We start from the raw sequence: 24,265 nt of genomic DNA, 5'->3' as shown, positions 1-24,265 counted from the left end.
CGAAATCGATCCTCCGGCTCGGGGCCGCGGACCCGGCGGTCTCAGGTGAAGTCGTCGGGTCGCACCCCGGTGACCCGCCGCAGGATCCGCGGGCGGCGCAGCCACCGGGCGAACCACTCACCGAGCGTGATACCGCCGCCGAGGGCGCAGCCGACCACCAGCGCGGCGAACATCTGATTCAGCCCGACCAGCAGATCGTCGTTGATCAGCGCGAACAGGCCCCGGTAGACCTTGAGACCGGGAAGCAGCGGAGTGATGCCCGCGATGGCGACGACCAGCGGAGGCGTCACCGCACGGCGGGCGAGCAGACCACCGGCGAGACCGATCGCGGTGGCCGAAACCGCCGCGGCGATCACCGGACCGAAACCGGCGTGCTGCACGAACAGATAGCACACGGTGATCCCGGCACCACTGAGGGCGGCGACGGTGAGGGCCCGGCGCTCGGCATAACAGGCGAGGGCGAAGGCCGCCGCCGCCACCGCACCGGCGGTGATCTTCAACGGCAGATTGGTGATGTCGTAGGACGGCGACATGTCGATCGGCGGCACCTGCGCGCCGAAGGCCTGGGCTCCGCGCAGCGCCAAACCGACGCCGCCGATGATCGCACCGGTCATGACCAGTACTTCCAACATGCGGGCCGCGGCGGTGATCGGTGCGCCGGTGATCGCGTCCTCGACCGCGCCGACCAGCTGTAAACCACTGAGCAGCACGGTGATTCCGGCCGCGACGATCAGGCTGGGATTGGTTTCCAAACCCTCGGCGAAGGTTTGCAGCAGGATCGCCGGCAGGGTGGCGATGATGCCGCCCATCATGTTCTGGAAGAAGAAGGGCAGGCCGCGCTTGTTCAGTTCGCGGTTACAGCGGTCGATCAGCAACGTCGTGGCGAAACTCACGACCGCGACCAGCGCGCCACCGCCCAGCAACAGCGCGATCGACGCCGCCAGCAGCGACCAGCCGAAAGTGGCGATCCACCGGTTGTAGGGGTGCGGCGCGGTGGTGATCGCGTCGAGCGCGGCGTGCGCCTCCTGGGGTGGCACCACCTCGCGGCGGATCCGCCGGGTGAGACGGTCGACGGCCGTCAGGCGAGTGAAGTCCAGCGAGCGGTACTGCACCACCCGCATGGTGCTGGCGGGTGGCAGCGACGGACCCCGGTCGGCGGAGATGCGAATCGAGTTGTAGGTCACGTCGATATCGCATTGCGCCAAACCGTATGTCGCGGCGATGAATTCGACCTGTGTGCTGGTGTCGGTCACGGCGGTGCCCGAGGCGAGCACCACCTCGCCGACCCGTTCGGCCAGGTCGAGTACCTCGGTTACCGCGGCGTCGTCGGTGAGATCGATCGGCTTCAGCGGGGCCGGTGCCTCGACCACCGAGTCCACCGTGGCGCGCCGCTGCGCGACCAGCCGATCGGTTACCGCTCCCATCGCCCGATGCCACAACGAACTGGGCTGGGTCTCCGGCCCCGTGCGGACGAGTTCGGGCTCCAACTCATCTGTCACACGACACACGGTAGTCGGCGCCGATAGGCGGTCGCGGATCAGCTCCCTCTCCCCGGCGGGAGTGGCGAGCTGGGCAATTCACTGGTTATCCCCGGCGTTTCCGCACTCCCGCTACAGTCGATAACCATGGGCACCGATACGGCTACGGGTACCGAAGCAGCAGATTCCGTGAGATCGAACTCCGCGCAGCCGGAGGCCGGGACATCGAACACGGGGACATCGAACACCGGACCATCGAAGACCGGGAAGTCGACCGCCGACCATTTGCGGGCCGCGCTCGACGGCCCGTGGCGTGAGGTCAGGGAGCAGGCGCGCCGGCAGCTGGTCGACGACCGGTTGTTCGGCGATCCCTATCTCGACTACCGCCAGGCCCGTGCGCGGGTGCTGGAACAGATGCGCCTCATCGCCGAATTCGGTTATGCGGAAAAAGGTTTCAGCCTGGAACACGGGGGAACCGGCGATCCCGGCGGTGCTGTCACCGGCCTGGAAATGCTCGCCTACACCGATCTGTCGCTGTGGGTGAAGGCCGGTGTGCAGTGGGGGCTGTTCGGCGGCGCGGTGGAAAATCTCGGCACCGACCGCCACACCGACGTCGTCAAACGACTGCTGTCGCTGGATCTGCTCGGCTGTTTCGCGATGACCGAATCCGGGCACGGCAGCGATGTGGCGAATCTGGAGACCACCGCCACCTACGACCCGGCGACCGGCGAATTCGTGGTGCACAGTCCTACCGCCTCCGCTCGCAAGGACTACATCGGCGGCGCCGCCGAACACGCCCGGATGGCGGCGGTCTTCGCCCAGCTGATCACCGGCGGCGAAAGCAAGGGCGTGCACTGCTTCCTCGTGCCCATCCGCGACGAGGAGGGCAACGACCTGCCCGGCGTGACCACCTCGGATTGCGGTCTCAAGGGCGGTCTGCCCGGCGTCGACAACGGCCGCATCGAATTCGATCACGTCCGGATTCCGCGGGAGAACCTGCTCAACCGCTACGCCGACGTCGACGCCGACGGGACCTACCGCTCCGATATCGAGAACCCGAGCCGCCGGTTCTTCACCACCCTGGGCACGCTGGTGCGCGGGCGGGTCAGTGTCGGTGGTGCGGCCGCCGCCGGTGCGCGGGTGGCGTTGAGTATCGCGCTGCGCTACGGCGACAAGCGCCGCCAGTTCTCCGATCCGGACGACGGCAGCGAAACGCTGCTGCTGGACTATCGCAGCCATCAGCGCCGGCTTTTTCCGCATGTGGCGCGCGCGTTCGCGCTGTCGTTCGCTCAGAACGATCTGGTGCGGCGCATGCACCTGGTGCAGACCGGGCAGAATCTGGACCCGGAAGCGCAGCGCGCGCTGGAGAAGCGGGCCGCCGGCCTGAAGGTCGCGCAGACCCGCCACGCCACCCGATCCATCCAGGAATGCCGTGAATGCTGCGGCGGCGCAGGCTATCTCACCGAGAACCGGCTGGTCACCCTGAAGGCCGACACCGACGTGTTCACCACCTTCGAAGGTGACAACGTGGTGTTGACCCAGCTGGTGGCCAAGGAGCTGCTCACCGCCTACTCCGACGAGGTGCGTGATCTCGACGCTCTGGGCTGGGTGAAGTTCGCGGCCACCATGGCGCGCGATGTGGTGCGCGAGACCTCGGGTGTGCGCCAGCTCATCCAGCGTCTGCGTGACCGTTCCGACGACGGCGTCGACGAGGGCGATCTGGCCCGGCGTTCGGTGCAGCTGCAGCTGTTCGCCGACCGCGAGGACTATCTGACCCGTACCGCCGCGCACCGGCTGCGCGCGCGGGCCGAGGAGACCGGCCCGTTCGAGGCGTTCAACAACGCGCAGGACCATATCCTCGCCGCCGGTGAGGCGCATATCGACCGGCTGGTGCTGGAGGCGTTCATCGAGGGCATCGCCGATATCGAGGATCCGGAGGCGCGAGCGCTGGCCGACACGGTCTGCGATCTGTTCGTGTACTCCACCATCGAACAGAATCAGGCCTGGTACATCATGCACCGCTTCATGTCGGTGGATCGGGCCAAGTCGGTGCGCCGCGGTGTCAACGAACTCGTGGACCGGTTGCGCCCGGAGTCGGCCACCCTGGTCGAGGCGCTCGGCGTGCCCGAGGCCATGTTGCGCGCGGCGATGCTCGACGACGCGAGCGTGCACCAGGGCGCGTGAAGCCGTGCTCGATATCGGCGGCCGGTGAGGGTGGGGCAGTAGCCGGACGCGGCTATGGTCGACAGGTGTCCGCTCCACCGCCGGTCGCTCGATATCGAGCGCGTCTCGTTGCCGCCGCCGTCACCCTGATCGGCCTGTTGATCACCGTGACGGTCCCCCTGAGCTTTCCCGCCGGCGGGGGACCGACCACGTTCGACAGCGCGATCGGTGACGAGGTGCACGAGGGCCTGGACGCGCATCGGGGTGTCTACGACGCGCTGGTGGTGCCGAGCAACGCCTATATCGTGTTGCCGCTGTTGCTGATCGGCGTGCTCTACTGTGTCCGGCGGCGCGACTGGTGGGGTGCCGGATTTCTGGTGGTCGTCCCCGAGCTGGTGGTCGCGATCAACACCTGGGCGCTGAAACCGCTGTGGGACAGGCATTTACACCACTACCTCGCCTATCCGAGCGGGCACACCGTCCAATTCGTCGCCATCGCGACCGGTGTGCTGCTCGTCGCCGCCACCGTGCGTTGGCGCATCGTCATCGGCGTGCTCGCCGCGCTCGCGCTGGCGGCCGTGGCGGTGGGCATGGTCGGGCGCGGCTATCACTATCCGACCGATGTCGTCGGCGGCACCGCCTTCGCGATCGCGGCGGTAACCGCGTGCTGGACGGTGACGACGACACTGCGCCTGCGGTACGAGAACCGGCGGCTTCGGGCAGAGGACGCCGACGAGACCGGAACCGGTGGACAGGCGGAATCGGGTCGCGGGGACACCGATCGCACGGCGGGCACGCCCGCGGCCTGAGCCGGGTGCGGCTCAGCCGGGCCCGAAGTTCAGGACCAGCGTGATCACGAACCACACCACCCAGGCAGCCCCGACGAGCATGCCGATCGCGAGCAGGATACGCAGCACCGCCCGGCCGGGATCGATCCGGTCGGCCTCCTTCGGATACAGGTTCCACGGGCTGTACCAGGGCATCGTGATCGCGGCCGGGAGCCCGTAGGGCTGATCGGCGTGGGCCTGTTCCTCCATGAACGCTTCGGCCTGTGCCTGCTGCGGTCCGCCGTACCACAGCGTGGTGTCCACCGGTCCGCCGAATCCCTCGGCGACGAGATCCTGCGGGGCGGGCAGATACGGCAGGATGCCCAATCCGCGGAAGGTGAGTGCGACGTCGTTCACCGTCCACTGCGCCCGGCCCTGCGAGGTGAGCGCGGTCAGGCAGTCGGCCAGCCGCTTGGGGTCGTCGCCGAGCACCACCTGGAAGCCGGGATCGTTCCACAGTTGACGGATCGTCGGGTTCGCGCCGTGCGGCGGCACCACCACGACCACACCCTGCACGACGCGCTGGCCCAGTCCGCGTTCGGCCAGCCAGTTCTGCAGCGCGTGGGTGTGCTCGCGGGAGCGGTCCAGCGGTGTGCCGCGCTCGCTGCCGTCGAAACTCACCACGTGCCCGCCGACCCGCCACGGCCCGTTCAGCGGGACCTCGAGGTCGCCGCTCACCCGCTCGACCAGGGCCTCGGCCTCGATCACCACGCAGGTGGTCGGCGTCCAAATCACCGCGTCGAACTGATGCAACCGGTCCGCGTAGAACAGACCGCAGTTGACCGTCGCGACGCCCTGCGGGTCGTCCGGCCCCTTCCAGGTGCGCAGCCAGTCGATGAGGACCCGCTCGGCCAGGGTTCCGGCCGCGTTCTGCACTCGCACGAGCATTGGCGACCGCCCTTCCGTCGACACTCGATACCGGAAAGCATAAGGGGCACTACGGGTCCGGGGGAGACTTCGACGCGCCGGTGTCGGCGGTCAGCGTTCGGCGGGCGCGGGATCGATCGGCGCGATGGGCAGTCGCAGCGCGCCGGGCGCGCTGTCCGGCACGGTGGCGTAGTACGGGGCGACCGGGTCGATACGACGGTAGGCCGCGCCGAGTTCCGGGCGCGGGTCGGCCTCACCCTTGTTGGGCCAGAACGCCATCGCGCGTTCGGCCTGCGCGGTGATCGTCAGCGACGGGTTCACCCCGAGGTTCGCGGTGACCGCGGATCCGTCGGCGATATGCAGTCCGGGGTGGCCGAAGACCCGCTGGTACGGGTCCACCACACCGCTCTCGGGCCCTTCGCCGATCACGCAGCCGCCGATGTAGTGCGCGGTGGCGGGGATGTCGAACACATCCATGACGAGGCCGTGTACGTCGCCGTCGACCTTCTCGCCGAATCGGCGGCCGACCTCGTGCGCGAGCGGAATCCAGGTCGGATTCGGTTGTCCGGTGCCCTGCCTGGTCTTCAGCTGCCCCCAGCGGCGGAACGAGGTCAGCGAATTGTCCAGTGACTGCATCACCAGCAGGATCACCGACTTCTCCGAGGCATGGCGGGCGTTGAGACTGCGCGCGAACACCAGCGGGTGCAGCACGATGGCCAGCAGGAAGCGCAGGAATCGGAACGCGCCGCCGTCGACGATCGGCACCGACATCGGGAACAGCGCGTTCTGTCCCTTGCCGTAGTGGCAGACCTCGATGTGGGTGTCGGGCTCGGGGTGGATCGAGGAGGTGATGGCGATGCCCTCGGCGAAGTCGCGCCGCTGCCGGCTGACCACATTGAGGATGGCCTCGGAATTGCTGCGGGTGAGCTCACCCAGCCGGGGCGAGAGATTCGGCAGCACCTTGTCGTCGCGCATCTTGTGCAACAGCTTCTGGGTGCCCAGCGCCGCGGCGGCGAAGACGACCTGTTCGGCGGTGAAGGTCTTGCGGCCCTTGCGAACCCAGCGGTCCGCACGCTGCGTCTCGATCGCGTAGCCGCCGCCCACCATCGGCCGGACGCGGGTCACGGTGGTCAGCTCGAAGACCTTGGCGCCGGCCTGTTCGGCGAGGTAGAGGTAGTTGGTGGGGGTGGTGTTCTTGGCGTTGTGCGGGCAGCCGGTGAAGCAGCGCGCGCAGTGGATGCAGCCGCTGCGGCGCGGGCCGGCGCCGCCGAAGTACGGGTCGTCGACCTCGACACCGGGTTGCTCCTCGTTGAAGAACACGCCGACATTGGTGGGGTGATAGGTATCACCCACGCCGAGATCGTCTGCGATGGAACGGATCACCTCGTCGGCGGGCGTCACACGCGGATTGGGCGCCACGCCCAGCATCCGCTTGGCCTGGTCGTAATAGGGCGCCAGTTCGCTGCGCCAGTCGGCGATATGAGCCCACTGTTTGTCGGTGTAGAAGTTCGGCAGCGGTTCGTAGAGGGTGTTGCCGTAGATCAGCGAGCCGCCGCCGACGCCCGCGGCGGAGAACACCGCGCACTTGCCGAGCAGGCTGATCCGCTGCGGGCCGGTCAGGCCCAGGCGCGGCGCCCAGATCGACTTGCGCACATTCCAATTCGACTTCGGAATGGACTCCGCGGGCCAGCGCCGTCCGGATTCCAGCACGGCCACCCGATAGCCCTTCTCGGTGAGACGCAGCGCACTGACGCTGCCGCCGAAACCGGAGCCGATCACTACCACGTCGTAGTCGAAGTCGGGCATGTCTTCCTCTCGTCACCGCATCCACAATGAAACGATTTAGGACTCATTGTGTCACGTGCTGGTGTGCCACCCTGCCGGATGCGACTGATAAACCTATCGTGCCGCCGCACCCGTCGCGGCGTGCCCGAATGGCGCGGCGCGATCGGTTCGGGTAAGCAACAGGCGTGAGCAACCGACCGGCCGGCGGGTCCGGCCCCGACCATCAGGCCTCCGAGCATTCGGAGCCCGCGCGCGAACCCGCGGACGTCGCGGCCGGCGCGGAGACCGACCGCATTCTCACCGTGCCGAACGTGCTGAGTGTGTTGCGGCTGATCGGCGTGCCGGTCTTCCTGTGGCTGTTGCTGGTCCTGCATGCCGACGGCTGGGCGTTCGCGCTGCTGGTCGCCAGCGGTGTCACCGACTACCTCGACGGCAAACTTGCCCGGCTGCTCGACCAGTACTCGCGGCTGGGCGCCCTGCTGGACCCGTTGGTGGACCGGTTGTATCTCATCGCCACCGTGCTCGGTCTGCTGGTGCGCGGAATCCTGCCGTGGCCGTTCGTGGTCGTACTGATCGGGCGCGACCTGATCCTGAGCGCGACGCTGCCGATCTATCGCCGCCGCAACCTCGATCCGCCGGAGGTCATCTACCTCGGCAAGGCCGCCACTTTCGCGCTGATGTCGGCGCTGCCGTGGTTGCTGGCCGGCCAGATGGATTGGGCGGCCGCCGGTTTCGGCCGGGCGTTCGGCTGGGCGCTGCTGTGGTGGGGAACCGCGGTCTACGTGTGGACGGGTCTGCTGTATCTGCGCAAGGCCTTCGCGGTCGCTCGAACCATACCTGTTGCGCCGCGAGCAACTTCGTAGCGGGTGTGGCGATCCGCCGTGTCGGTCCGGGTCGATAGAGTTGTGCCGAACGCCGGTTGGCCGACGCCCGTGAAAGGACGCCCCGTGAGAGGAATCAGCCTGTGACCAACCTTCCCGAGGACCTTCGCTACACCGAGGAACACGAATGGGTGCAGCGGATCGCGCCGAACCGTGTCCGGGTCGGTATCACCGACTACGCCCAGTCGCAGCTCGGTGATGTGGTGTTCGTGCAGCTGCCGGCGGTCGACACCGTGGTGTCCGCCGGCGAGGCGATCGCCGAGGTCGAATCGACCAAGAGCGTCTCGGAGATCTACGCCCCGCTGAACGCGAAAGTCGTTGCGGCGAACGAGGATCTCGACTCCGAGCCGGAGTCGTTGAATACCGACCCCTACGGTGACGGCTGGATGTTCGAGCTGCAGATCGACGACGCCGAGGCACTCGAAACCGCCCTCGGCGCATTGCTCGATGCCGCAGGTTACCAAGGAGTTATCGAGGGCTGAGTCAGCCTTCCCAGTTCTACCTGCACGGGTGCGGCCCAGCAGGGTACGGTCAATGCCAACAGATGTGCCGGCGGCCGGTGCCGGGAACTCTGCCGGAACTTGCCGGTGACACCTGACAGCGCGACAGCCGGTCGCGATGGGTGGCGCGGGTCGAGGGCAGTGCGCTCGGAATTGGCGCCGGATACCGGTACGGAAAATCGGTTCGAGGAGGAGAGCAAGGGTGAGCGAGAACAAAGACCCGGGATACGGGGAGAGCGCGGCCGAAACGACTTCGGTGTTCCGCGCTGACTTCCTCAACGAGGTCGACGCGTCGCGCTCCGGTGAGCAGACCGGCGAGCAGCCGGTGCAAGGGGTCGAGGGGCTGCCCGCGGGTGCCGCCCTGCTGGTGGTCAAGCGCGGTCCCAACGCGGGGTCGCGGTTCCTGTTGGATCAGCCCACCACGTCGGCGGGCCGTCACCCCGACAGCGACATCTTTCTCGACGATGTCACCGTGTCCCGTCGGCACGCGGAGTTCCGGCAGGACGAGGACACCTTCCAGGTCGTCGACGTGGGCAGCCTGAACGGCACCTACGTCAACCGCGAGCCGGTGGATTCCTCGGAGCTGCAGAACGGTGACGAGGTGCAGATCGGCAAGTTCCGGCTGGTCTTCCTGACCGGACCGCGGCCGCAGGTCAACGAGCCGAGCGCATAAACGGCCGAGGCGGATTCCACTGATGACTGGCGCAGCGCAATGGACACGCGGAGGAATGTCGATCGGCTCCGTGCTGGACCTGCTGCGTCCGGATTTTCCGGACATCACCATTTCCAAGATCCGCTTCCTCGAATCCGAGGGGCTGATCCGCCCGGAGCGCACGCCTTCGGGATATCGCAGATTCTCGGTCGCCGATGTCGAGCGGCTGAAGTTCGTGCTGACCGCGCAGCGGGATCAGTATCTGCCGCTCAAGGTGATCAAGGAGCAACTCGAAGCGATCGACCGCGGCGCGGCGACCCTGGGTGTGCGCGAAGCGCGGGCCCGGGCCGACGGCGCCGGTGTGGACGGCTCGGGGCGTGCGCCCGAGTCCACCCGCACGGTGGGCGCACCCGCGGCGCCCCGGCGGCTGGGCGTGGTGCCCGGTGAGGTGTCGCCGGACGAATTGCGCCTCGATCACGAAATGCGCGTCACGCGTGCCGATCTGCTGGAGCAGGCCGGGATAGATGAGAAATTTCTCACCGAACTGATTCGCGCCGGGCTCATCACGCCCGGCGCTGCCGGATTCTTCGACGCCGAGGCCGTCACCTTGGCTCGCACCGCGCAGGCGATGAGCGAATTCGGTTTGGAGGCACGGCATCTGCGGGCGTTCAAGCTGGCAGCGGACCGGGAGGCGGCGATGATCGCTCAGATCGCCGCGCCGATAGCCAAGAGTCGCGACGCCGATGCCCGGGCCCGCGCGGAGGAGACGGTACGCGAGTTGGCGGCGCTGTCGCTGACGCTGCATACCAGCTTGGTGAAGACGTCGGTGCGGGCTTCCCTCGGCGGCTGAATTCTTCGCCTAGACTCGGTGATACGGCCTGCCCAGCTGGGCTCGTGCGGGCGGCCGGCGAGTATGGGAGGCCAGTGCGATGAGTGAAATGCGTGTGATCGGCATCCGGGTCGAGCAGCCCCAGAACCAGCCCGTGTTGCTGCTGCGTGAAGAGTCGGGCGACCGTTATCTGCCCATTTGGATCGGTCAGGCCGAGGCGACCGCCATCGTGCTCGAGCAGGAGGGGGTGACCCCTATCCGGCCCCTGACCCACGACCTGATCAAGATCTTGATCCACGACCTCGGCCACACCTTGAAAGAGGTGCGAATCGTGGATTTGCAGGAGGGCACCTTCTACGCCGACCTCGTCTTCGACAACGACGTGCGGATCTCCGCACGTCCGTCGGATTCGATAGCTATCGCCTTGCGGGTCGGTTGCCCGATCTACGCGGAGGAACCGGTCCTCGAGGAAGCCGGGCTGGTGATGCCCGACGAACGCGAGGACGAGGTGGAGAAGTTCAAGGAGTTCCTCGAGTCGGTGTCACCGGACGATTTCAAGGCCACCGACAGCTGAGCTGTCTCGAGGGCACCGACAGCTGAGCTGTTTCGAGGGCACCGACAGCTGAGCTGTTTCGAGGCCACCGACAGCTGAGCTGTTCGGAAGTCTGGCTTGATCATCGGACCGCGCGCGGCGGTGAGATGATCTTGGATTGTGTTCTATACCTCACGTAGAGGGTGAGAAACACGCCGCACGCGGAGTTTGGCTCCATGCCCGTGCTGCCGAGACAATCGACAGAGTAGCCTCGACAGTTAGGCCGTTGTTCTTCTTCGGCGATGCAGTGAGGGAGTAGCAGTGGGAGACCGACCGCAGCAACCAGCACCCGACCCGCGGCCCACCGCGGTCGTGCAGCCAGGGCTGTTCCCTGACGACACGGTGCCCGACGAGCTGGTCGGTTACCGCGTCCCCAGCGCATGCCAGGTGGCCGGTATCACCTACCGGCAGCTCGACTACTGGGCCCGCACCGGGCTCGTCGTCCCCTCGATCCGCAGCGCCACCGGTTCAGGCAGCCAGCGTCTGTACTCCTTCAAGGACATCCTGGTCCTCAAGATCGTGAAGCGGCTGCTCGACGCCGGTATCTCACTGCAGAACATCCGCATCGCCGTCGATCATCTGCGCAGCCGCGGGGTCGAGGATCTGGCCGGGATCACGCTGTTCTCCGACGGCACCACCGTCTACGAATGTTCCTCGCCGGAAGAGGTCGTCGATTTACTGCAGGGCGGGCAGGGCGTCTTCGGCATCGCCGTCAGCGGAGCCATGCGCGAGCTGACCGGCGCGATCGCCAACTTCCCGGCTGAACGCGCCGAAACCCACGAGGCGAGTGACCGGCCCGAGGACGAACTGGCCTACCGCCGCAAGGCCCGCGAGAACCGCAAGACCGGATAATCGTCCCGCGCCGAATGTGACGGAGCCGACTGCGCGCTGAGCTGGGTCGGCAACATGGCGTTTACCGCGCACCGCTTAGACTGAGGGTGCGTCGCCGCCGTGCGGGAGAGTTCCGGGTACGTCCTGGACGCCGAAGGAGCAGCACCTCCCCGTCAATCTCTCAGGCATCAGGGACCGTACGGAGTTCGACGCCTCTGGAAAGCGGCGGCCGCACACAATGCGGGCCGCCCGCCCATGGGGAAAGGGATCGCGCGCGACCCCGAATCTCTCAGGCGCCACGACAGAGGGGGAGGGCCGACGACCCGCCCGAGCCTTGGAGCTGCCGTGACCCGTAGTTTCGCCGACCGCCACATCGGACCCGACACCACCGAACTCGATCGGATCCTCGATACCGTCGGCGTCGGGTCGATGGACGAACTCGCCGCACGTGCCGTTCCCGCGAGCATTCTGGATGCCGCCGGCGAGACCGGGCTGGACGTGCTGCCGCCCGCGGTTTCCGAACACGACGCTCTGACCGAGCTTGCGGCGCTGGCACATTCGAACACCGTCGCCACGTCGATGATAGGCCTCGGTTATTACGACACCCTGACCCCGCCGGTGCTGGTCCGCAATCTGCTGGAAAACCCTGCCTGGTACACCGCCTACACGCCGTATCAGCCCGAGATCAGCCAGGGCCGGCTCGAGGCGCTGCTGAACTTCCAGACCATGGTCTCCGATCTGACCGGGATGGAGGTGGCCAACGCCTCCATGCTGGACGAGGCGACCGCCGCCGCCGAGGCGATGACGCTGCTGCAGCGCGCCAACCGCAAGAGCACCTCCCAGCGACTGCTCGTCGACGCCGACCTCTTCCCGCAGACCCGCACCGTGCTGACCACCCGGGCCGAGCCGCTCGGCATCACGCTGGTCGAGGCGGATCTGAGTTCCGGCGAGCTGCCCGAGGGCGACTTCTTCGGCGTCGTCCTGCAGACGCCGGGCGCGTCCGGCCGCATCACGGATCCGGCCGCGGTGATCGCCGCGGCGCACGATCGGGGTGCGCTGGTCGCGGTCGGCGCCGATCTGCTGGCGCTGACGCTGATCACCCCGCCCGGGGAGCAGGGCGCCGACGTCTGCTTCGGCACCACGCAGCGATTCGGTGTCCCGCTCGGCTTCGGCGGACCGCACGCCGGATATCTCGCGGTGCGCACAGCGCACGCGCGGCAACTGCCCGGCCGCCTGGTCGGCGTCTCGGTGGACGCCGACGGCGACCGCGCCTACCGGCTCGCGCTGCAGACCCGCGAACAGCACATTCGCCGTGAGAAGGCGACCTCGAACATCTGCACCGCGCAGGTGCTGCTGGCGATCGTGGCCGCGATGTATGCCTCCTATCACGGCGCCGATGGACTGCGCGCGATCGCGCGGCGGGTGCACGGCCATGCCGAGCGGCTCGCCACCGGCCTCGGCGACGCGGTCGTGCACGAACGCTTCTTCGACACCGTGCTGGTCTCGGTGCCCGGCGGAGCCGAGGCCGTGGTCGCCAAGGCGAAGGGACGCGGGATCAATCTGCGCCTGGTCGACGCCGATCACGTCTCGGTGGCCTGCGACGAGGCGACCACCGATGCCCAGGTCGCGATCGTGCTGGAGTGCTTCGGCGCCGACGGAATGCCGGAGACGGCCGCGCTGCCCTCGATCGAGACCCGGACCTCGGCCTATCTGACCCATCCGGCGTTCACCCGTTATCACACCGAAACCGCGATGTTGCGGTATCTGCGGCAGCTGTCGGACAAGGATATCGCCTTGGACCGCAGCATGATTCCGCTCGGTTCCTGCACCATGAAGCTCAACGCCACCGCCGAGATGGAGCCCATCACCTGGCCCGGTTTCGCGCGGCTGCATCCGTACGCGCCGGTGGAGGACACCCCCGGGATGCTGCGCGTGATCGAGGATCTGGAGCACTGGCTGGCCGCGGTGACCGGTTACGACCGGGTGAGTCTGCAGCCCAACGCCGGCAGTCAGGGTGAGTACGCGGGATTGCTCGCGATCCGCCGCTATCACCTCGACCGTGGCGACACCCACCGCGACACCTGCCTGATTCCCTCCAGCGCGCACGGCACCAACGCCGCCTCGGCGGCCATGGCCGGACTGCGGGTGGAGGTCGTGAAATGCCGGGACAACGGCGACGTCGATCTGGACGATCTGCGCGCCAAGATCGCCGATCACGCCGACCGGCTGGCCTGCATCATGATCACCTATCCGTCCACCCACGGCGTGTACGAGCACGAGGTGGCCGAGTTGTGCGCGCTCGTGCACGATGCGGGCGGGCAGGTGTACGTCGACGGCGCGAATCTGAACGCCCTTGTGGGACTTGCCCGTCCGGGACGCTTCGGCGGAGACGTCTCGCATCTGAACCTGCACAAGACCTTCTGCATCCCGCACGGCGGCGGCGGCCCCGGTGTCGGTCCGGTCGCGGTGCGCGAACATCTGGCGCCGTATCTGCCGGGCGATCCGCTGCAGCCGGATTCGCACGCGGTGTCCGCGGCGCGGTACGGGTCGGCCTCGATCCTGCCGATCACGTGGGCCTATATCCGGATGATGGGCGCCGACGGCCTGCGCCGGGCCACGCTGACCGCGATCGCCTCGGCCAATTACCTTGCGCGACGGCTGGATCCGCATTTCCCCGTGCTCTACACCGGCGAGAACGGCATGGTCGCCCACGAGTGCATCCTGGATCTGCGCGAGATCACCAAGCGCACCGGCGTGACCGTCGACGATGTGGCGAAACGCTTGGCCGACTACGGATTCCACGCCCCGACCATGAGCTTCCCGGTCGCCGGCACGCTCATGGTCGAGCCGACCGAGAGCGAAAACCTCGACGAGCTCGACGCTTTCGCCGACGCGATGATCGCGATCAAGGGCGAGATCGACGAGGTCGCCGCCGGAACCTGGCCGGTCGAGCAGAGCCCGCTGCGCGGCGCTCCGCATACCGCCGCCGCCCTCGTCGGTGACTGGAACTATCCGTACAGCCGGGAAACCGCCGTCTACCCGTTGGGTGTGCATTCCGGCCGCGCCAAGGTGTGGCCCGCGGTCCGGCGCATCGACGGAGCGTTCGGTGACCGCAACCTGGTGTGCTCGTGCCCGCCGCTCGAGGCCTACACCGACTGAGTACGGGCCCAGCGCAGGCGGTCACTGTTCGGCGGCGACCGCCTGCGCGTAGGCCTCGGCGAGGCGTTCGGTGGCGGTCGGCCGGCCGGTGTCCGGGCGTGCGATGCCGAGATGGCGTTCGCGCAGTTCGTCCATGAATTCCGCCCACAGCTGCGGGCCGCCCGCCTCGAGCAGTTCCGCGCGGACCCGCAGTTCGTGGGTTGTCGGACGGTGTCGCAGCCCCCAGGAGCCCAGGGCGACCAGTACCGGAACGAGCTGGATGGCGGGTTCGGTGAGGCTGTAGGTGGCTCGCTGGCCGCGGCGGACCTCGTCGCGGGTCAGCAGTCCGGCATCGACGAGGGTTTTGAGCCGGTCGGCGAGGATGTTGGAGGCGATGCCTTCTTCCGACTGTGATTGCAGCTGCCGGAAATGGCGGCGGTCGCCGAACATGATGTCGCGCAGGACCAGCATCGTCCAGCGATCGCCGACCACCTCGATGGCGGCGTTGATCGGGCAGCCCGACCGCTGTTGCGCCGGCAGCTGTTCCCCCGGCCGCTGTTCCTCGGACACCGCACCTCCTCCATCAACTGCTTGCATCCTACTAGCACTAGCGGCTGGTGCCGCCGAGCGCTAGTGAATAGCAAGCACTCAACGCGCCGGAGCGCTACGGCGTGGTCAGCGCATGGTTGACGGCGGTGCCGAAGGTCATGTCGTCGGAGGTGCTGACCTTGGTGTAGGTGCCGCCGGTCTTCTGCGCCAGATTCTGCAGGGTCTGCGCGCCCTGGCCGCCGATCACGATCACGTCCACCCGCACCGGATGCGCGGCGTCGGTGGCGCCGGTGATATCGGAGATCAGCTGATCCCCGGTCACCGAGGAATTGTCGTTGGGGCCGCCGGTGATGAGCAGAATCGAGTTCGTCTTCCCCGAGGAGTAGTTCTTCACCGCACTGCGATAGGCGGCCTCCAGCGAGGGATAGGTGCGGTCGGTACTGGAACCGGCGAGCGTGACATTGCCCAGGGCCGTGGACAATTCGCTGCGATGCTGCGGGGTGAGTGCCTGGGTGGGCGCGACCATGCGGTAGGGGTTGCCGTCGGTCAATTGGTTGGCGTAGATCCAGGCGCCGGCGCCGAAATCCGGCGGCATGGTGTCGAGGGTCGACTGCACCGCGGCGAGAGCGTTGTTCAATCGCGACATGGAACCGTCGTTGGCGGCCATCGACGCCGAGGTGTCGATGAGGATCGTGGCTTGCACGCCCAGCACCGGGTGGGCGAGGACCGATTGCACGCGATCGAGAACCGATTTCGCCGGCACCGCGACCGGTGCGGCGGCCGCGGCGCCGAAACCGTTGTCGGTGAACAGCTTCTGTTGGTCGGGCGCGCGCAGGAAGTCGGCGAACACGCCGGCGACGAGGTTCTGGGTCTTGTCCACCCAGCTTCCGGTGAGCATCGCCGCGGGGTGATCGGCGACCGGCGCGGCGCCGGTCGGATGGAACAGCGCGACGTTCGGGCGCGTCTTGGCTTGCTGCTCGGTAACTGCTACGGCGTGGATGGGGGAGTTGGGGCCTTGTGCGGGATCGGCGACCGCGGCCAGCGCGGAGGCGGTGTCGCCGGATTCCGGTGCGTCGGCGGCCAATCCGGAGATGGCCGCGACGACCTGCCCGGACGCGGCGGCCTCATCGGTCAGCGGATCGGAGCCCGAGACGGCCGATCCGACCGCCACCGCGGCGGCCAGCGAATCGTCACCCGGAGGCATCGCCATCCGCAGCGGCCCCCAGCTGCCGAGGCCGATATCGCCGAGCGCCCCGCGCTGCAGACGCGCCAGATCCGACCAGCTGAGGTCGGCCTTCTCCATCGCCTGGGCCAGCGGACCGGGAGCGGCCACCGCGATCGGGCTGACGGCGATCGACGCCGGCGTGCCCTGGACCAGTCCCGGCACCCGCATCTGCTCGACCGCGCGCGACGAACTCGGAATCCAGAGACCGGGTTGCGGGCCCAGCTTGGCGTCCCAGTTCGGGGCGGTGAGCCCGGACACCATCGCGGCGCTGGTGCGTTCGGTGACCGACACCTTCGCGCAGTGGTCGCGCACCTGGGGGTGCGTGGCGTTGTAGCGGTCGGCGGCGGCGCGCACCGGAGCGGCGATATCGGGATCGACGGTGACGGCGAGGGTGACCGGACCCTCGATGCACTGACCGGCGGCGCTGCGGTTCTCCGATGCCGAGCGATTGCTGAGCCAGAACCAACCGGCGACCGCCGCGATCAGCAGCAGGACCGCTACCACGGTGATAACCAAACCTTTGCTGACGCCCCGTGATCCGTCCGCGCTGCGATGTGTGCCCACGATTTTCCAGTGTATGGTCACGCGAAAACCGGCGCTCGACCAGGATCGGTCGGGCGCCGGCTCGCAATGGGGGGAGTGGCGTGGACCACTCGCGCGGTGTCGGTGTCAGTCGCGAATCAGCTTGCCGCGGTCGAATTCGTGACCGCCCCACACACCGGACTGGCCGGTGGTGGCCGCGAATTCCGCGCACTGCCGGCGGATGGGGCAGCCGGCGCAGATTCCGCGCGCGTAGTCGAAGTCCTGCGACGGGTACGGGAACCACGCATCGTGGTTCGGGTCACCCTTGCAGGCCGCCTGCTCCCAGCTCTGCGTATCCGAGACCGGGAGCAGATCCACCAGTGTGAGTGCCGGAGTCGTAGTTGTCATATCGGATCCCTCCTTTCTCGGGATATGGGGGTGTTCACTGTGCGGCTGTTCACTGTGTGCCGGTGGCTGTCACTGTGCGCCCGCGGCGACGAGGTCCTTCCAGATCCGTCGCTGCCGCCGCTGCATGTCGGTGGGCGCCTTGGGTTCCCAGAGCAACCGCATCCCGGCCTCGTCCGGGGTGCGATCGGCCTTACGGGTGTTGCACGGTCCGCACGCCGCGATCAGGTTGTTCCAGGTGTTGGGTCCGCCCCGGCTGCGCGGGCGGATGTGGTCGACGGTGCGCGCCCAGCCGGCGCAGTATCCGCACCGGTGGTCGTCGCGCCGCAGCACGCCCGCGAGGGTGGCTCGGCTCTCGTCGTGTACGAGCACGCTGTGCTCGAGGTAGACGTAGCGCAGCAGCCGAATCGTCTGCGGCAGAGCGATTTGCAGATGCTTGGAACGAATCGGGAAATGAGGTTGCCGCTCGGCCACGGTCTCGGCGGTCCCGCTGATCACCAGCACCACCGCGCGGTCGGCGCCGATGTCGGTCAGCGCCTCGTAGGAGGCGTTGAGGACCAGCACCTGGGCGTGTATCCAGTTGTCGGGAGTGAGGGGTCTTTCGGCGTGACGAGACAGCATGGGAGTCACCATGTTTCGTGAAAGGCGGAACGAGAAGGAAGGCGGGAGCCGGTCAGGCGTGCTGGAAGAGGGGGCCGGATTCCCGGTCGGCATGCCGCAGCATGGGCTGCGACTGCTCGATGCCGGTCGAAAGTCGCTGCCCGGCAACACTGTTCATCTCGTCGCGCATACTCTTCGGATACATCGGCCACCTCCTCCTTCCCGTTACTCGTCGAGTGGTCCCACTGTGCCGGCGGGACCGGTTGATCATCGTTGTCATGGTGACACAGCGTTACCGCCGTTGTCGGCTCATTTTTTCGCCGCCGCAGGCGATCCGGCGGCGCGTCAACCCCCTGGTGCGGTGATTACAGCACCGGCGGTATGCGAACTATTCCCGATCTCGCGACCTGCGAGTGTGCGCTCAGCCACGCCGGCGTCCCGAATCAGCCGGCGCGATGCAGCCCGAACCCGATCGCGCGGTGGCCCAGACCGTCGCGCAGTCGCAGGCTGCGGTCGTAGTCGCCACCGGCCTGGGTGCGGTAGGGAATCGGTTCGATCGTCTCGATCCGGCTCAGCCGTTCGCGCAGGTCGGCGGCGATATCCGCGAACCGTTCGGAGTCGACCCGGATGGTGCCGTGGACCAGGAACGGCGGCAGCACATCCATGCCGGGGTAGTAGAGGATGCCGTGGTGGATGGGAAAGAGCAGGTCGTCGATGTGACCGTTGATGCCGCGCTCGGAATAGGCCGGCTCACGTCCGCCGATGGATACCACCAGCATGGCTCGACGCCCGCTCAGCGCGCCCGCGCCGTATCGGGGCAGCGCGGTGCTGCCCGAACCGTAGGCGAAGCCGTTGGTGAACACCCGGTCCACCCAGCCCTTGAGGATGGCCGGCATCGAGTACCACCACAGCGGAAAGTGCATCAGCACCACCTCCGCCCAGCGGAGTTTGTCCTGTTCGGCCGTGATATCGGCGGTCAGCGTGCCGTTGCTGTACGCCTCGCCGGAGGCCTGCATGAAGGTGTCCGCACCGGTCTCGCCGAAATCGGCGGCATCGGCCTGCGCCTTCCACCCCATCGCATACAGATCACTGACCACCACCTCGTGACCGCTAGCGCGGAGGTGGTGTACCGCAACATCTTTGAGAGCGCCGGTGAGCGAATCGGGTTCGGGATGCGCGTACACGATCAGAATTCGCATATGTGCCGACAACGGTTCGATGCCGCCACGCATTCCCGAGCCGGAGCGCTCGGCGGCAGCGAGGACCGACCTCGACACGTCGATCCCGGAGACGGCGCAACCCCGGTCGCCGACGACGACCGGGGTTGCGATGTCGGGCGAGTTCGCCGCGACAGCGTCGCGCGACGAGTCTCGGATCAGCCCTTCGCGGCGAGCGCCTTCGCCTCACGGCGGCGGCGGTGCAGGATGGGCTCGGTGTAGCCGTTGGGCTGGCAAGCGCCCTCGAGGATCAGTTCCTTGGCGGCCTGGAAGGCGATGCTGCCGGAGAAGTCGGGGGCCATCGGCTTGTAGGCCGGGTCGCCCGCGTTCTGCCGGTCGACGACGGGCGCCATCCGCTCCAGGCTCTCGACGATCTGCTCTTCGGTGACGATGCCGTGGCGCAGCCAGTTCGCCATCAGCTGGCTCGAAATACGCAGGGTCGCACGGTCTTCCATGAGTGCGACGTCGTTGATGTCGGGCACCTTGGAGCAGCCGACGCCGTGATCGATCCAGCGGACCACGTAGCCCAGGATGGACTGCGAGTTGTTGTCCAGCTCGTTGCGGATCTCCTCGGCCGACCAGTTGGTGTCGGTGGCGAGGGGGATCTCCAGGATCTGGTCGACGGTGGCGCGGGGGCCGCCCTTGGCGATCTCGGCCTGCCGCTTGAACACGTCCACCAGGTGGTAGTGGGTGGCGTGCAGGGTGGCGGCGGTCGGGGAGGGGACCCACGCGGTGGTGGCGCCGGCGCGCGGGTGGCCGATCTTCTGCTCGAGCATGTCGTGCATCAGATCCGGCATGGCCCACATGCCCTTGCCGATCTGCGCCTTGTGCTGCAGTCCGTCGGCCAGGCCGTTGTCGACGTTCCAGTCCTCGTAGGCGAGGATCCACTGCTGCTTCTTCATCTCGGCCTTGCGGATCATCGCGCCGGCCTCCATGGAGGTGTGGATCTCGTCGCCGGTGCGGTCCAGGAAGCCGGTGTTGATGAAGACCACGCGGTCCTTCGCGGCCGCGATGCAGGCCGCGAGGTTGACCGTGGTGCGGCGCTCCTCGTCCATGATGCCGACCTTGAGGGTGTTGCGGGCCAGGCCCAGTACATCCTCGACACGGCCGAACAGCTCGTTCGCGAAGGCGACCTCGTCCGGGCCGTGCATCTTCGGCTTCACGATGTAGACCGAGCCGGTCCGCGAGTTGCTGACCTTGGCGTTGCCGTTGAGCGAGTGCACCGCGATCAGCGAGGTGATCAGGCCGTCGAGAATGCCCTCGGGCACCTCGTTGCCCTCGGCGTCGAGGATCGCGTCGGAGGTCATCAGGTGGCCCACGTTGCGCACGAACAGCAGCGAGCGGCCGTGCAGCGTCACGTCGTTGCCGTCGAGGCCGGTGTAGACACGGTCGGGGTTCATGGTGCGGGTGAAGGTCTTGCCGCCCTTGCTGACCTCTTCGGCCAGGTCACCCTTCATCAGGCCCAGCCAGTTGTGGTAGCAGAGCACCTTGTCCTCGGCGTCGACCGCGGCGACCGAGTCCTCGAAGTCCATGATGGTGGTGACCGCGGACTCGAGCACGACGTCCTTGACGCCGGCGTCGTCGGTCTTGCCGATCGGCGATTCCGGGTCGATCTGGATGTCGATGTGCAAACCGTTGTGGCGCAGCAGGATCGAGCTCGGCGCGGACGGATCGCCCAGGTAGCCCACCAGGGCCGAGGAATCGGCCAGGCCGATGTCGGTGCCGTCCTCGAGGGTGACCTCGAGTTCGCCGTCGACGATCTTGTAGGCCTTGGAGCCGACGTGCGAACCGGTGATCAGCGGCACGGCGTCGTCGAGGAAGTTGCGCGCCCACTCGATGACCTTGTCGCCGCGGACCTTGTTGTAGCCGGTGCCCTTCTCCGCGCCGTTGGCTTCGGAGATGGCGTCGGTGCCGTACAGCGCGTCGTAGAGCGAGCCCCAGCGCGCGTTGGCGGCGTTGATGGCGAAACGCGCGTTGCTCACCGGCACGACCAGCTGCGGGCCGGCGGTGGTGGCGATCTCGTCGTCGACGTTCTGGGTGTCGATGGCGAAGGGGGCGGGCTGCTCGCGCAGGTAGCCGATCTCGGTGAGGAACTGCTTGTATGCGGCCTTGTCGTAGCCGGCGCCGGGGTTCTCGGCGTGCCAGGCGTCCAACTTGCCCTGGATCTCGTCGCGTTCGGCCAGCAGGGCGCGGTTGCGGGGAGCGAGGTCGTTGATGACGCTCTCCGCACCGGTCCAGAACGCGGCGGAATCTACGCCGGAGCCGGGGAGCGCCTCGTTCTCCACGAAATCGTGAAGAACCTTGGCCACCTGGAGCCCGCCGACCTGAATCCGCTCTGTCATCTACTGCCTCATTTCGAGAAAGCCGGATGGAAAAAGTACGCCTGTCATGTTACCCGTGGGTAGTTGCACGGTCGCGGTCGGCATCGATTGAGCAGGCCCGATTGTATCCTGGGCCACAACTGCGGTCGGGTGCCCCGGGTCGGCATCCGGCCCGGAAATTCGGCAGGCCCGCGAGGCGTCGACAACCGGCGATCCGGGATGTCGGTAGCTGTGCGGCGGGTTCGTCGCGCTGCGGGGCACTGCGAAGGCGCCCGACAAGCAACCGATGGCCACGGGCCGGGTTGGCGAGCGGGGTCCATCACGTCGTCCGGGCGAGCTGCGTGGGTGCGGCGTCGAGCGCCTGCTCAGGAAGGTGGCGGGTGCGCCGGGGTAGAGTCGCCAGCAACAGTCCACCCACAGTCCAGCAGCTCAGCACCGCCAGCGCCGCTGCCGAGCCCGAGCCGCCGAAATAGGCGGTCGAGCGCAGGGCGGTGGCGGCCGCGCCGGGCGGAAGCAGGGTTCCCAGGGTGCCCCAGCCGGTCGGCAGCAGTTCCGGCGCGGACATGGCGCCGGAGAGTGGAATGCCCAGTGCGACAAAGGTTGCCGCACCCAACCCGAGCCCTGGGAGGCCGAGCGCGGCGCGCAGGCCGAGAAGTGTCAGGGAGGTCGCGCCGATTGCCAGGGCAACCACTCCGGCGTTGGCGAGATAATTCCCGGTCAGCACGTCGAGCCAGGTGTGCAGTACAGCGGTGACCGCGAATCCGGCGATGAGTGCGACGGCCACGGCCGCGCCGATCCGGGCGGTGCGGCCCAGGGGCAGTAGCGACAGTGCGGCGCCGGTCAGCAGACCGCCGATGACCATGGGGACCAAGGTGAGGCCGAAGACCGCGCCGTGCGGGTCGGCGGGAGGCGTCGCGACCACATCGGTGACCACCGGAGCCGGCGACAGTTGCTGCGACGTAGTCGAGGGTTGGCCCGCGGCAGGACTGGGCTGTCGCGACTGCCCGGAATTCAGCTGTGGCGCGGGGGTTTGCCGCTGTTGGCTCATGCTCCGGGCGGCCTCGCTCAGGGCCTGGGCGACCGCAGGACCGGCTGCGGAGGCCGTCAGCACCTCCGGCCCGTTCGCGCCCATCACGATGGCGCCGTAGATGTCGCGATCCTCGATGGCCCGAACGGCGGCGGAGCGGTCGGGATATGGCGTGGCGTCGATCGCCGAATCGCCGAGGGCGCCGAGGCCCTGGCGTACCTGTTCGACGGCGGGCGCCGGGCCGGCCACGCCGACCGGGAGATGGCGTGGGGCCAGGTTGCTGGTCGGCCAGGCGAAGGCGGTGACCAGCACGGTGATGAGGGCGGACAGGGCAAGAACCGGTCCGAGAACGGTGGCGGGCGACGGTCGCATCGCAACTCCAAAGAGAAGGAACGTTCTTTTTGTGTTTCGAGCATGCGCCGGACGCGCCGAGATTGTCAAGAACGAACGTTCTTTTTATGATGCGGTGATGCCGCGACTGACCGAAGAGCGTCGTAACGCTAGGCGCGACCAGCTCATCGCCGCCGCCGTGCGGTGTGTGGCCCGCGAGGGATTCCACAAGACGACGATGTCCGCGGTCATCGCCGAATCGGGGATGTCGGCCGGGGCGGTCTACGGCTACTTCGCATCCAAGAACGACATCATCCGCGCGATCGCCGATTCCGTGCTCGGCCGGATGACCGCGAATCTGGCGCGGCTCACCGAAGGGGAAACGCCGGTGGCGCCGATCGACGCGCTGGAGTCGGTTCTCGGGCAGATAGCGGATCTGGCGCGCGGCGGTGATATTCCGCGCGTCGCGGTGCAGGCGTGGGCGGAGGCCGGGCGGGACGAGGCGGTTGCCGGGATCGTCCGCGAACGGCTGACGCAAGTCCGGGCAGCGTGGCGGGAGCTGCTCCTGCGCGCCCGCGAGGCTGGATTACTCTCCGCGGCAACCGATCTCGATGCGCTGGCCCAGATCATGCTCGGCGCGATGATGGGGTTCCTGCAGCAGTACCTGCTCATGGGTGACGTCCGCCCGGATTCCTACGCTGCCGCCTACCGCAGTCTGGCGGGCGCCCGAGAGTAGGCGAACGACCGGGAGACGGAAGCAACGCTACTGCCGGGGCTCGATCCACAGCGCTTCGGCCAGGACGCGCAGATCGCCTTTCGGCGTGGAAATGGCCACGCCGACAGTGTGTTTGCGTCCGGAGGTGGCGATCGGCCAGGACCACACGAGGTATTTCTCCCCGGCGCGCACCGGCCCGATGCGACGGGTGGTGAGGGCGGCCGTGACGCCCCCGGGCGACATGCCGGACAGTTCGATGGCGGCCCAGCCGCCGGGGCAGTCGACGGCCGACCAGATGTTCTCCGTGGTCAGATGTCCACCGGGCCCGGCCAATTCGGCATCGGGAATCCAGGCGGCCGCGACGAGGTCCTGGTCGCGCAGCCGCCACGGATACAGCCGCAGGCCCCGGCCCGGTGTGTTCGTGGTGCCACAGCCGTAGCAGTCGGGAATGGCACGCCCCGCGGCGAACGAATCCCGTGACGCGACGACCGCGTCCTCCCACGTGGGTGGCGGCGTGACGGCCAATTCCACCGAGCCCGGACTCGCCTCGGCGAGGACCGTGCCGTCGGAATCGGTGAGGACGCTGCCCGATTCGGTATCGGTGATCTGCACCGGCGTCCGCACCGGAACACCGCGCCGGAAGTCGACGCGCACCTCACCACCGACACGATCGGCGAGCAGGCCCGCCACATACCCGCCGAACGCCAGATCCGGATAACCGTGGATATGCGTGGGAATGGTGATCGCCGTACCGACAGTCATTCGCGTCCGAACCTCTCGATTGTGTGCCGCCCCAGCGACCATAGCGGCA

The 24,265-nt window shown here is 67.9% G+C and carries 22 protein-coding genes and 1 riboswitch; of the genes, 10 read left to right on the top strand and 12 right to left on the bottom strand.

Annotated features, from left to right (window positions below; translation table 11 throughout):
* Positions 1-41: 41 nt before the first annotated feature.
* Positions 42-1,424 (bottom strand): threonine/serine exporter family protein, encoded by a 1,383-nt coding sequence (locus AC5592_RS32355; protein WP_036500979.1) that lies wholly within the window; start codon positions 1,422-1,424, stop codon positions 42-44.
* 201 nt (positions 1,425-1,625) lie between these two features.
* Here AC5592_RS32355 and AC5592_RS32350 point away from each other — a divergent pair, with 201 nt between their 5' ends.
* Positions 1,626-3,662: an acyl-CoA dehydrogenase family protein gene (locus tag AC5592_RS32350; protein WP_084507531.1), complete on the top strand. Its 2,037-nt coding sequence runs from the start codon at positions 1,626-1,628 to the stop codon at positions 3,660-3,662.
* 65 nt (positions 3,663-3,727) lie between these two features.
* Positions 3,728-4,450 (top strand): phosphatase PAP2 family protein, encoded by a 723-nt coding sequence (locus AC5592_RS32345; protein ID WP_063820359.1) that lies wholly within the window; start codon positions 3,728-3,730, stop codon positions 4,448-4,450.
* Between the two features lie 12 nt (positions 4,451-4,462).
* Here AC5592_RS32345 and AC5592_RS32340 read toward each other — a convergent pair whose 3' ends face one another.
* Positions 4,463-5,356, bottom strand: coding sequence for a nuclease-related domain-containing protein (locus AC5592_RS32340; protein WP_036500938.1), 894 nt, complete (start codon positions 5,354-5,356; stop codon positions 4,463-4,465).
* 90 nt (positions 5,357-5,446) lie between these two features.
* Complete coding sequence (locus AC5592_RS32335; RefSeq protein WP_036500940.1) at positions 5,447-7,141, bottom strand: GMC oxidoreductase; 1,695 nt, start codon at positions 7,139-7,141, stop codon at positions 5,447-5,449.
* Positions 7,142-7,413: 272 nt separating this feature from the next.
* On the opposite strand from AC5592_RS32335, the gene AC5592_RS32330 reads away from it, so the two are divergent.
* From AC5592_RS32330 to gcvP, 7 genes are all read left to right on the top strand, one after another.
* A complete protein-coding gene (locus tag AC5592_RS32330) occupies positions 7,414-7,983 on the top strand; it encodes a CDP-alcohol phosphatidyltransferase family protein (RefSeq protein ID WP_036500985.1) in 570 nt (189 codons plus the stop codon).
* A gap of 101 nt (positions 7,984-8,084) precedes the next feature.
* Positions 8,085-8,483: a glycine cleavage system protein GcvH gene (gene gcvH, locus AC5592_RS32325; RefSeq protein ID WP_036500942.1), complete on the top strand. Its 399-nt coding sequence runs from the start codon at positions 8,085-8,087 to the stop codon at positions 8,481-8,483.
* A gap of 220 nt (positions 8,484-8,703) precedes the next feature.
* The gene (odhI, locus tag AC5592_RS32320) at positions 8,704-9,174 is read left to right on the top strand and encodes an oxoglutarate dehydrogenase inhibitor Odhl (protein WP_036500944.1); all 471 of its coding nucleotides are present in this window, start codon (positions 8,704-8,706) and stop codon (positions 9,172-9,174) included.
* Between the two features lie 55 nt (positions 9,175-9,229).
* Positions 9,230-10,003, top strand: a complete 774-nt coding sequence (gene ftsR / locus AC5592_RS32315; RefSeq protein WP_104363541.1) for a transcriptional regulator FtsR — start codon at positions 9,230-9,232, stop codon at positions 10,001-10,003.
* 79 nt (positions 10,004-10,082) lie between these two features.
* Complete coding sequence (locus AC5592_RS32310; protein ID WP_030517724.1) at positions 10,083-10,556, top strand: bifunctional nuclease family protein; 474 nt, start codon at positions 10,083-10,085, stop codon at positions 10,554-10,556.
* 279 nt (positions 10,557-10,835) lie between these two features.
* Positions 10,836-11,426: a MerR family transcriptional regulator gene (locus AC5592_RS32305; RefSeq protein ID WP_051024556.1), complete on the top strand. Its 591-nt coding sequence runs from the start codon at positions 10,836-10,838 to the stop codon at positions 11,424-11,426.
* Positions 11,427-11,518: 92 nt separating this feature from the next.
* Positions 11,519-11,613: riboswitch (glycine riboswitch) on the top strand.
* Positions 11,614-11,750: 137 nt separating this feature from the next.
* The gene (gene gcvP / locus AC5592_RS32300) at positions 11,751-14,564 is read left to right on the top strand and encodes an aminomethyl-transferring glycine dehydrogenase (protein ID WP_036500949.1); all 2,814 of its coding nucleotides are present in this window, start codon (positions 11,751-11,753) and stop codon (positions 14,562-14,564) included.
* Positions 14,565-14,585: 21 nt separating this feature from the next.
* Here the strand turns inward: gcvP and AC5592_RS32295 are convergent, their stop codons facing one another.
* The 8 genes from AC5592_RS32295 to AC5592_RS32260 all read right to left on the bottom strand — a co-directional run bounded on the left by AC5592_RS32295 (position 14,586) and on the right by AC5592_RS32260 (position 22,781).
* Entirely contained in the window at positions 14,586-15,113 is a 528-nt protein-coding gene (locus tag AC5592_RS32295; RefSeq protein WP_232329651.1) for a winged helix-turn-helix transcriptional regulator, read from the bottom strand.
* A 94-nt stretch (positions 15,114-15,207) separates the two neighbouring features.
* A complete protein-coding gene (locus AC5592_RS32290; protein ID WP_198163992.1) occupies positions 15,208-16,881 on the bottom strand; it encodes a VWA domain-containing protein in 1,674 nt (557 codons plus the stop codon).
* Positions 16,882-16,986: 105 nt separating this feature from the next.
* The gene (locus tag AC5592_RS32285) at positions 16,987-17,247 is read right to left on the bottom strand and encodes a WhiB family transcriptional regulator (RefSeq protein WP_036500951.1); all 261 of its coding nucleotides are present in this window, start codon (positions 17,245-17,247) and stop codon (positions 16,987-16,989) included.
* Positions 17,248-17,316: 69 nt separating this feature from the next.
* Complete coding sequence (locus AC5592_RS32280; RefSeq protein ID WP_063066360.1) at positions 17,317-17,865, bottom strand: HNH endonuclease; 549 nt, start codon at positions 17,863-17,865, stop codon at positions 17,317-17,319.
* Between the two features lie 52 nt (positions 17,866-17,917).
* Positions 17,918-18,049 (bottom strand): hypothetical protein, encoded by a 132-nt coding sequence (locus AC5592_RS32275; RefSeq protein ID WP_269750230.1) that lies wholly within the window; start codon positions 18,047-18,049, stop codon positions 17,918-17,920.
* A 238-nt stretch (positions 18,050-18,287) separates the two neighbouring features.
* On the bottom strand, positions 18,288-19,043 hold the full coding sequence (locus tag AC5592_RS32270; RefSeq protein WP_063066381.1) for an NAD(P)H-dependent oxidoreductase: 756 nt from the start codon (positions 19,041-19,043) through the stop codon (positions 18,288-18,290).
* 176 nt (positions 19,044-19,219) lie between these two features.
* Positions 19,220-21,403, bottom strand: coding sequence for a malate synthase G (locus tag AC5592_RS32265; protein WP_036500952.1), 2,184 nt, complete (start codon positions 21,401-21,403; stop codon positions 19,220-19,222).
* 298 nt (positions 21,404-21,701) lie between these two features.
* The gene (locus AC5592_RS32260; RefSeq protein WP_063066359.1) at positions 21,702-22,781 is read right to left on the bottom strand and encodes a hypothetical protein; all 1,080 of its coding nucleotides are present in this window, start codon (positions 22,779-22,781) and stop codon (positions 21,702-21,704) included.
* A 97-nt stretch (positions 22,782-22,878) separates the two neighbouring features.
* Between AC5592_RS32260 and AC5592_RS32255 the strand changes: the two genes are divergently transcribed.
* A complete protein-coding gene (locus tag AC5592_RS32255) occupies positions 22,879-23,475 on the top strand; it encodes a TetR/AcrR family transcriptional regulator (protein WP_063066358.1) in 597 nt (198 codons plus the stop codon).
* A gap of 27 nt (positions 23,476-23,502) precedes the next feature.
* Here AC5592_RS32255 and AC5592_RS32250 read toward each other — a convergent pair whose 3' ends face one another.
* Positions 23,503-24,216 (bottom strand): hypothetical protein, encoded by a 714-nt coding sequence (locus AC5592_RS32250; RefSeq protein ID WP_036500956.1) that lies wholly within the window; start codon positions 24,214-24,216, stop codon positions 23,503-23,505.
* Between the last annotated feature and the right edge of the window lie 49 nt (positions 24,217-24,265).

This window comes from Nocardia violaceofusca NBRC 14427, assembly GCF_963869435.1.
Lineage (GTDB): Bacteria > Actinomycetota > Actinomycetes > Mycobacteriales > Mycobacteriaceae > Nocardia > Nocardia aobensis.
This window is presented reverse-complemented; position numbering and strand designations above follow the sequence as displayed.

Excerpts from the sequence above, each read along its gene's own strand:
- AC5592_RS32265 (WP_036500952.1), bottom strand. The coding sequence starts at position 21,403 with ATGACAGAGCGGATTCAGGTCGGCGGGCTCCAGGTGGCCAAGGTTCTT.
- AC5592_RS32340 (WP_036500938.1), bottom strand. The coding sequence starts at position 5,356 with ATGCTCGTGCGAGTGCAGAACGCGGCCGGAACCCTGGCCGAGCGGGTC.
- AC5592_RS32355 (WP_036500979.1), bottom strand. The coding sequence starts at position 1,424 with ATGGGAGCGGTAACCGATCGGCTGGTCGCGCAGCGGCGCGCCACGGTG.
- AC5592_RS32285 (WP_036500951.1), bottom strand. The coding sequence starts at position 17,247 with ATGACAACTACGACTCCGGCACTCACACTGGTGGATCTGCTCCCGGTC.
- AC5592_RS32310 (WP_030517724.1), top strand. The coding sequence starts at position 10,083 with ATGAGTGAAATGCGTGTGATCGGCATCCGGGTCGAGCAGCCCCAGAAC.
- AC5592_RS32335 (WP_036500940.1), bottom strand. The coding sequence starts at position 7,141 with ATGCCCGACTTCGACTACGACGTGGTAGTGATCGGCTCCGGTTTCGGC.
- AC5592_RS32250 (WP_036500956.1), bottom strand. The coding sequence starts at position 24,216 with ATGACTGTCGGTACGGCGATCACCATTCCCACGCATATCCACGGTTAT.
- AC5592_RS32280 (WP_063066360.1), bottom strand. The coding sequence starts at position 17,865 with ATGCTGTCTCGTCACGCCGAAAGACCCCTCACTCCCGACAACTGGATA.
- AC5592_RS32255 (WP_063066358.1), top strand. The coding sequence starts at position 22,879 with ATGCCGCGACTGACCGAAGAGCGTCGTAACGCTAGGCGCGACCAGCTC.
- ftsR (WP_104363541.1), top strand. The coding sequence starts at position 9,230 with ATGTCGATCGGCTCCGTGCTGGACCTGCTGCGTCCGGATTTTCCGGAC.
- AC5592_RS32270 (WP_063066381.1), bottom strand. The coding sequence starts at position 19,043 with ATGCGAATTCTGATCGTGTACGCGCATCCCGAACCCGATTCGCTCACC.
- AC5592_RS32350 (WP_084507531.1), top strand. The coding sequence starts at position 1,626 with ATGGGCACCGATACGGCTACGGGTACCGAAGCAGCAGATTCCGTGAGA.
- AC5592_RS32260 (WP_063066359.1), bottom strand. The coding sequence starts at position 22,781 with ATGCGACCGTCGCCCGCCACCGTTCTCGGACCGGTTCTTGCCCTGTCC.
- AC5592_RS32275 (WP_269750230.1), bottom strand. The coding sequence starts at position 18,049 with ATGTATCCGAAGAGTATGCGCGACGAGATGAACAGTGTTGCCGGGCAG.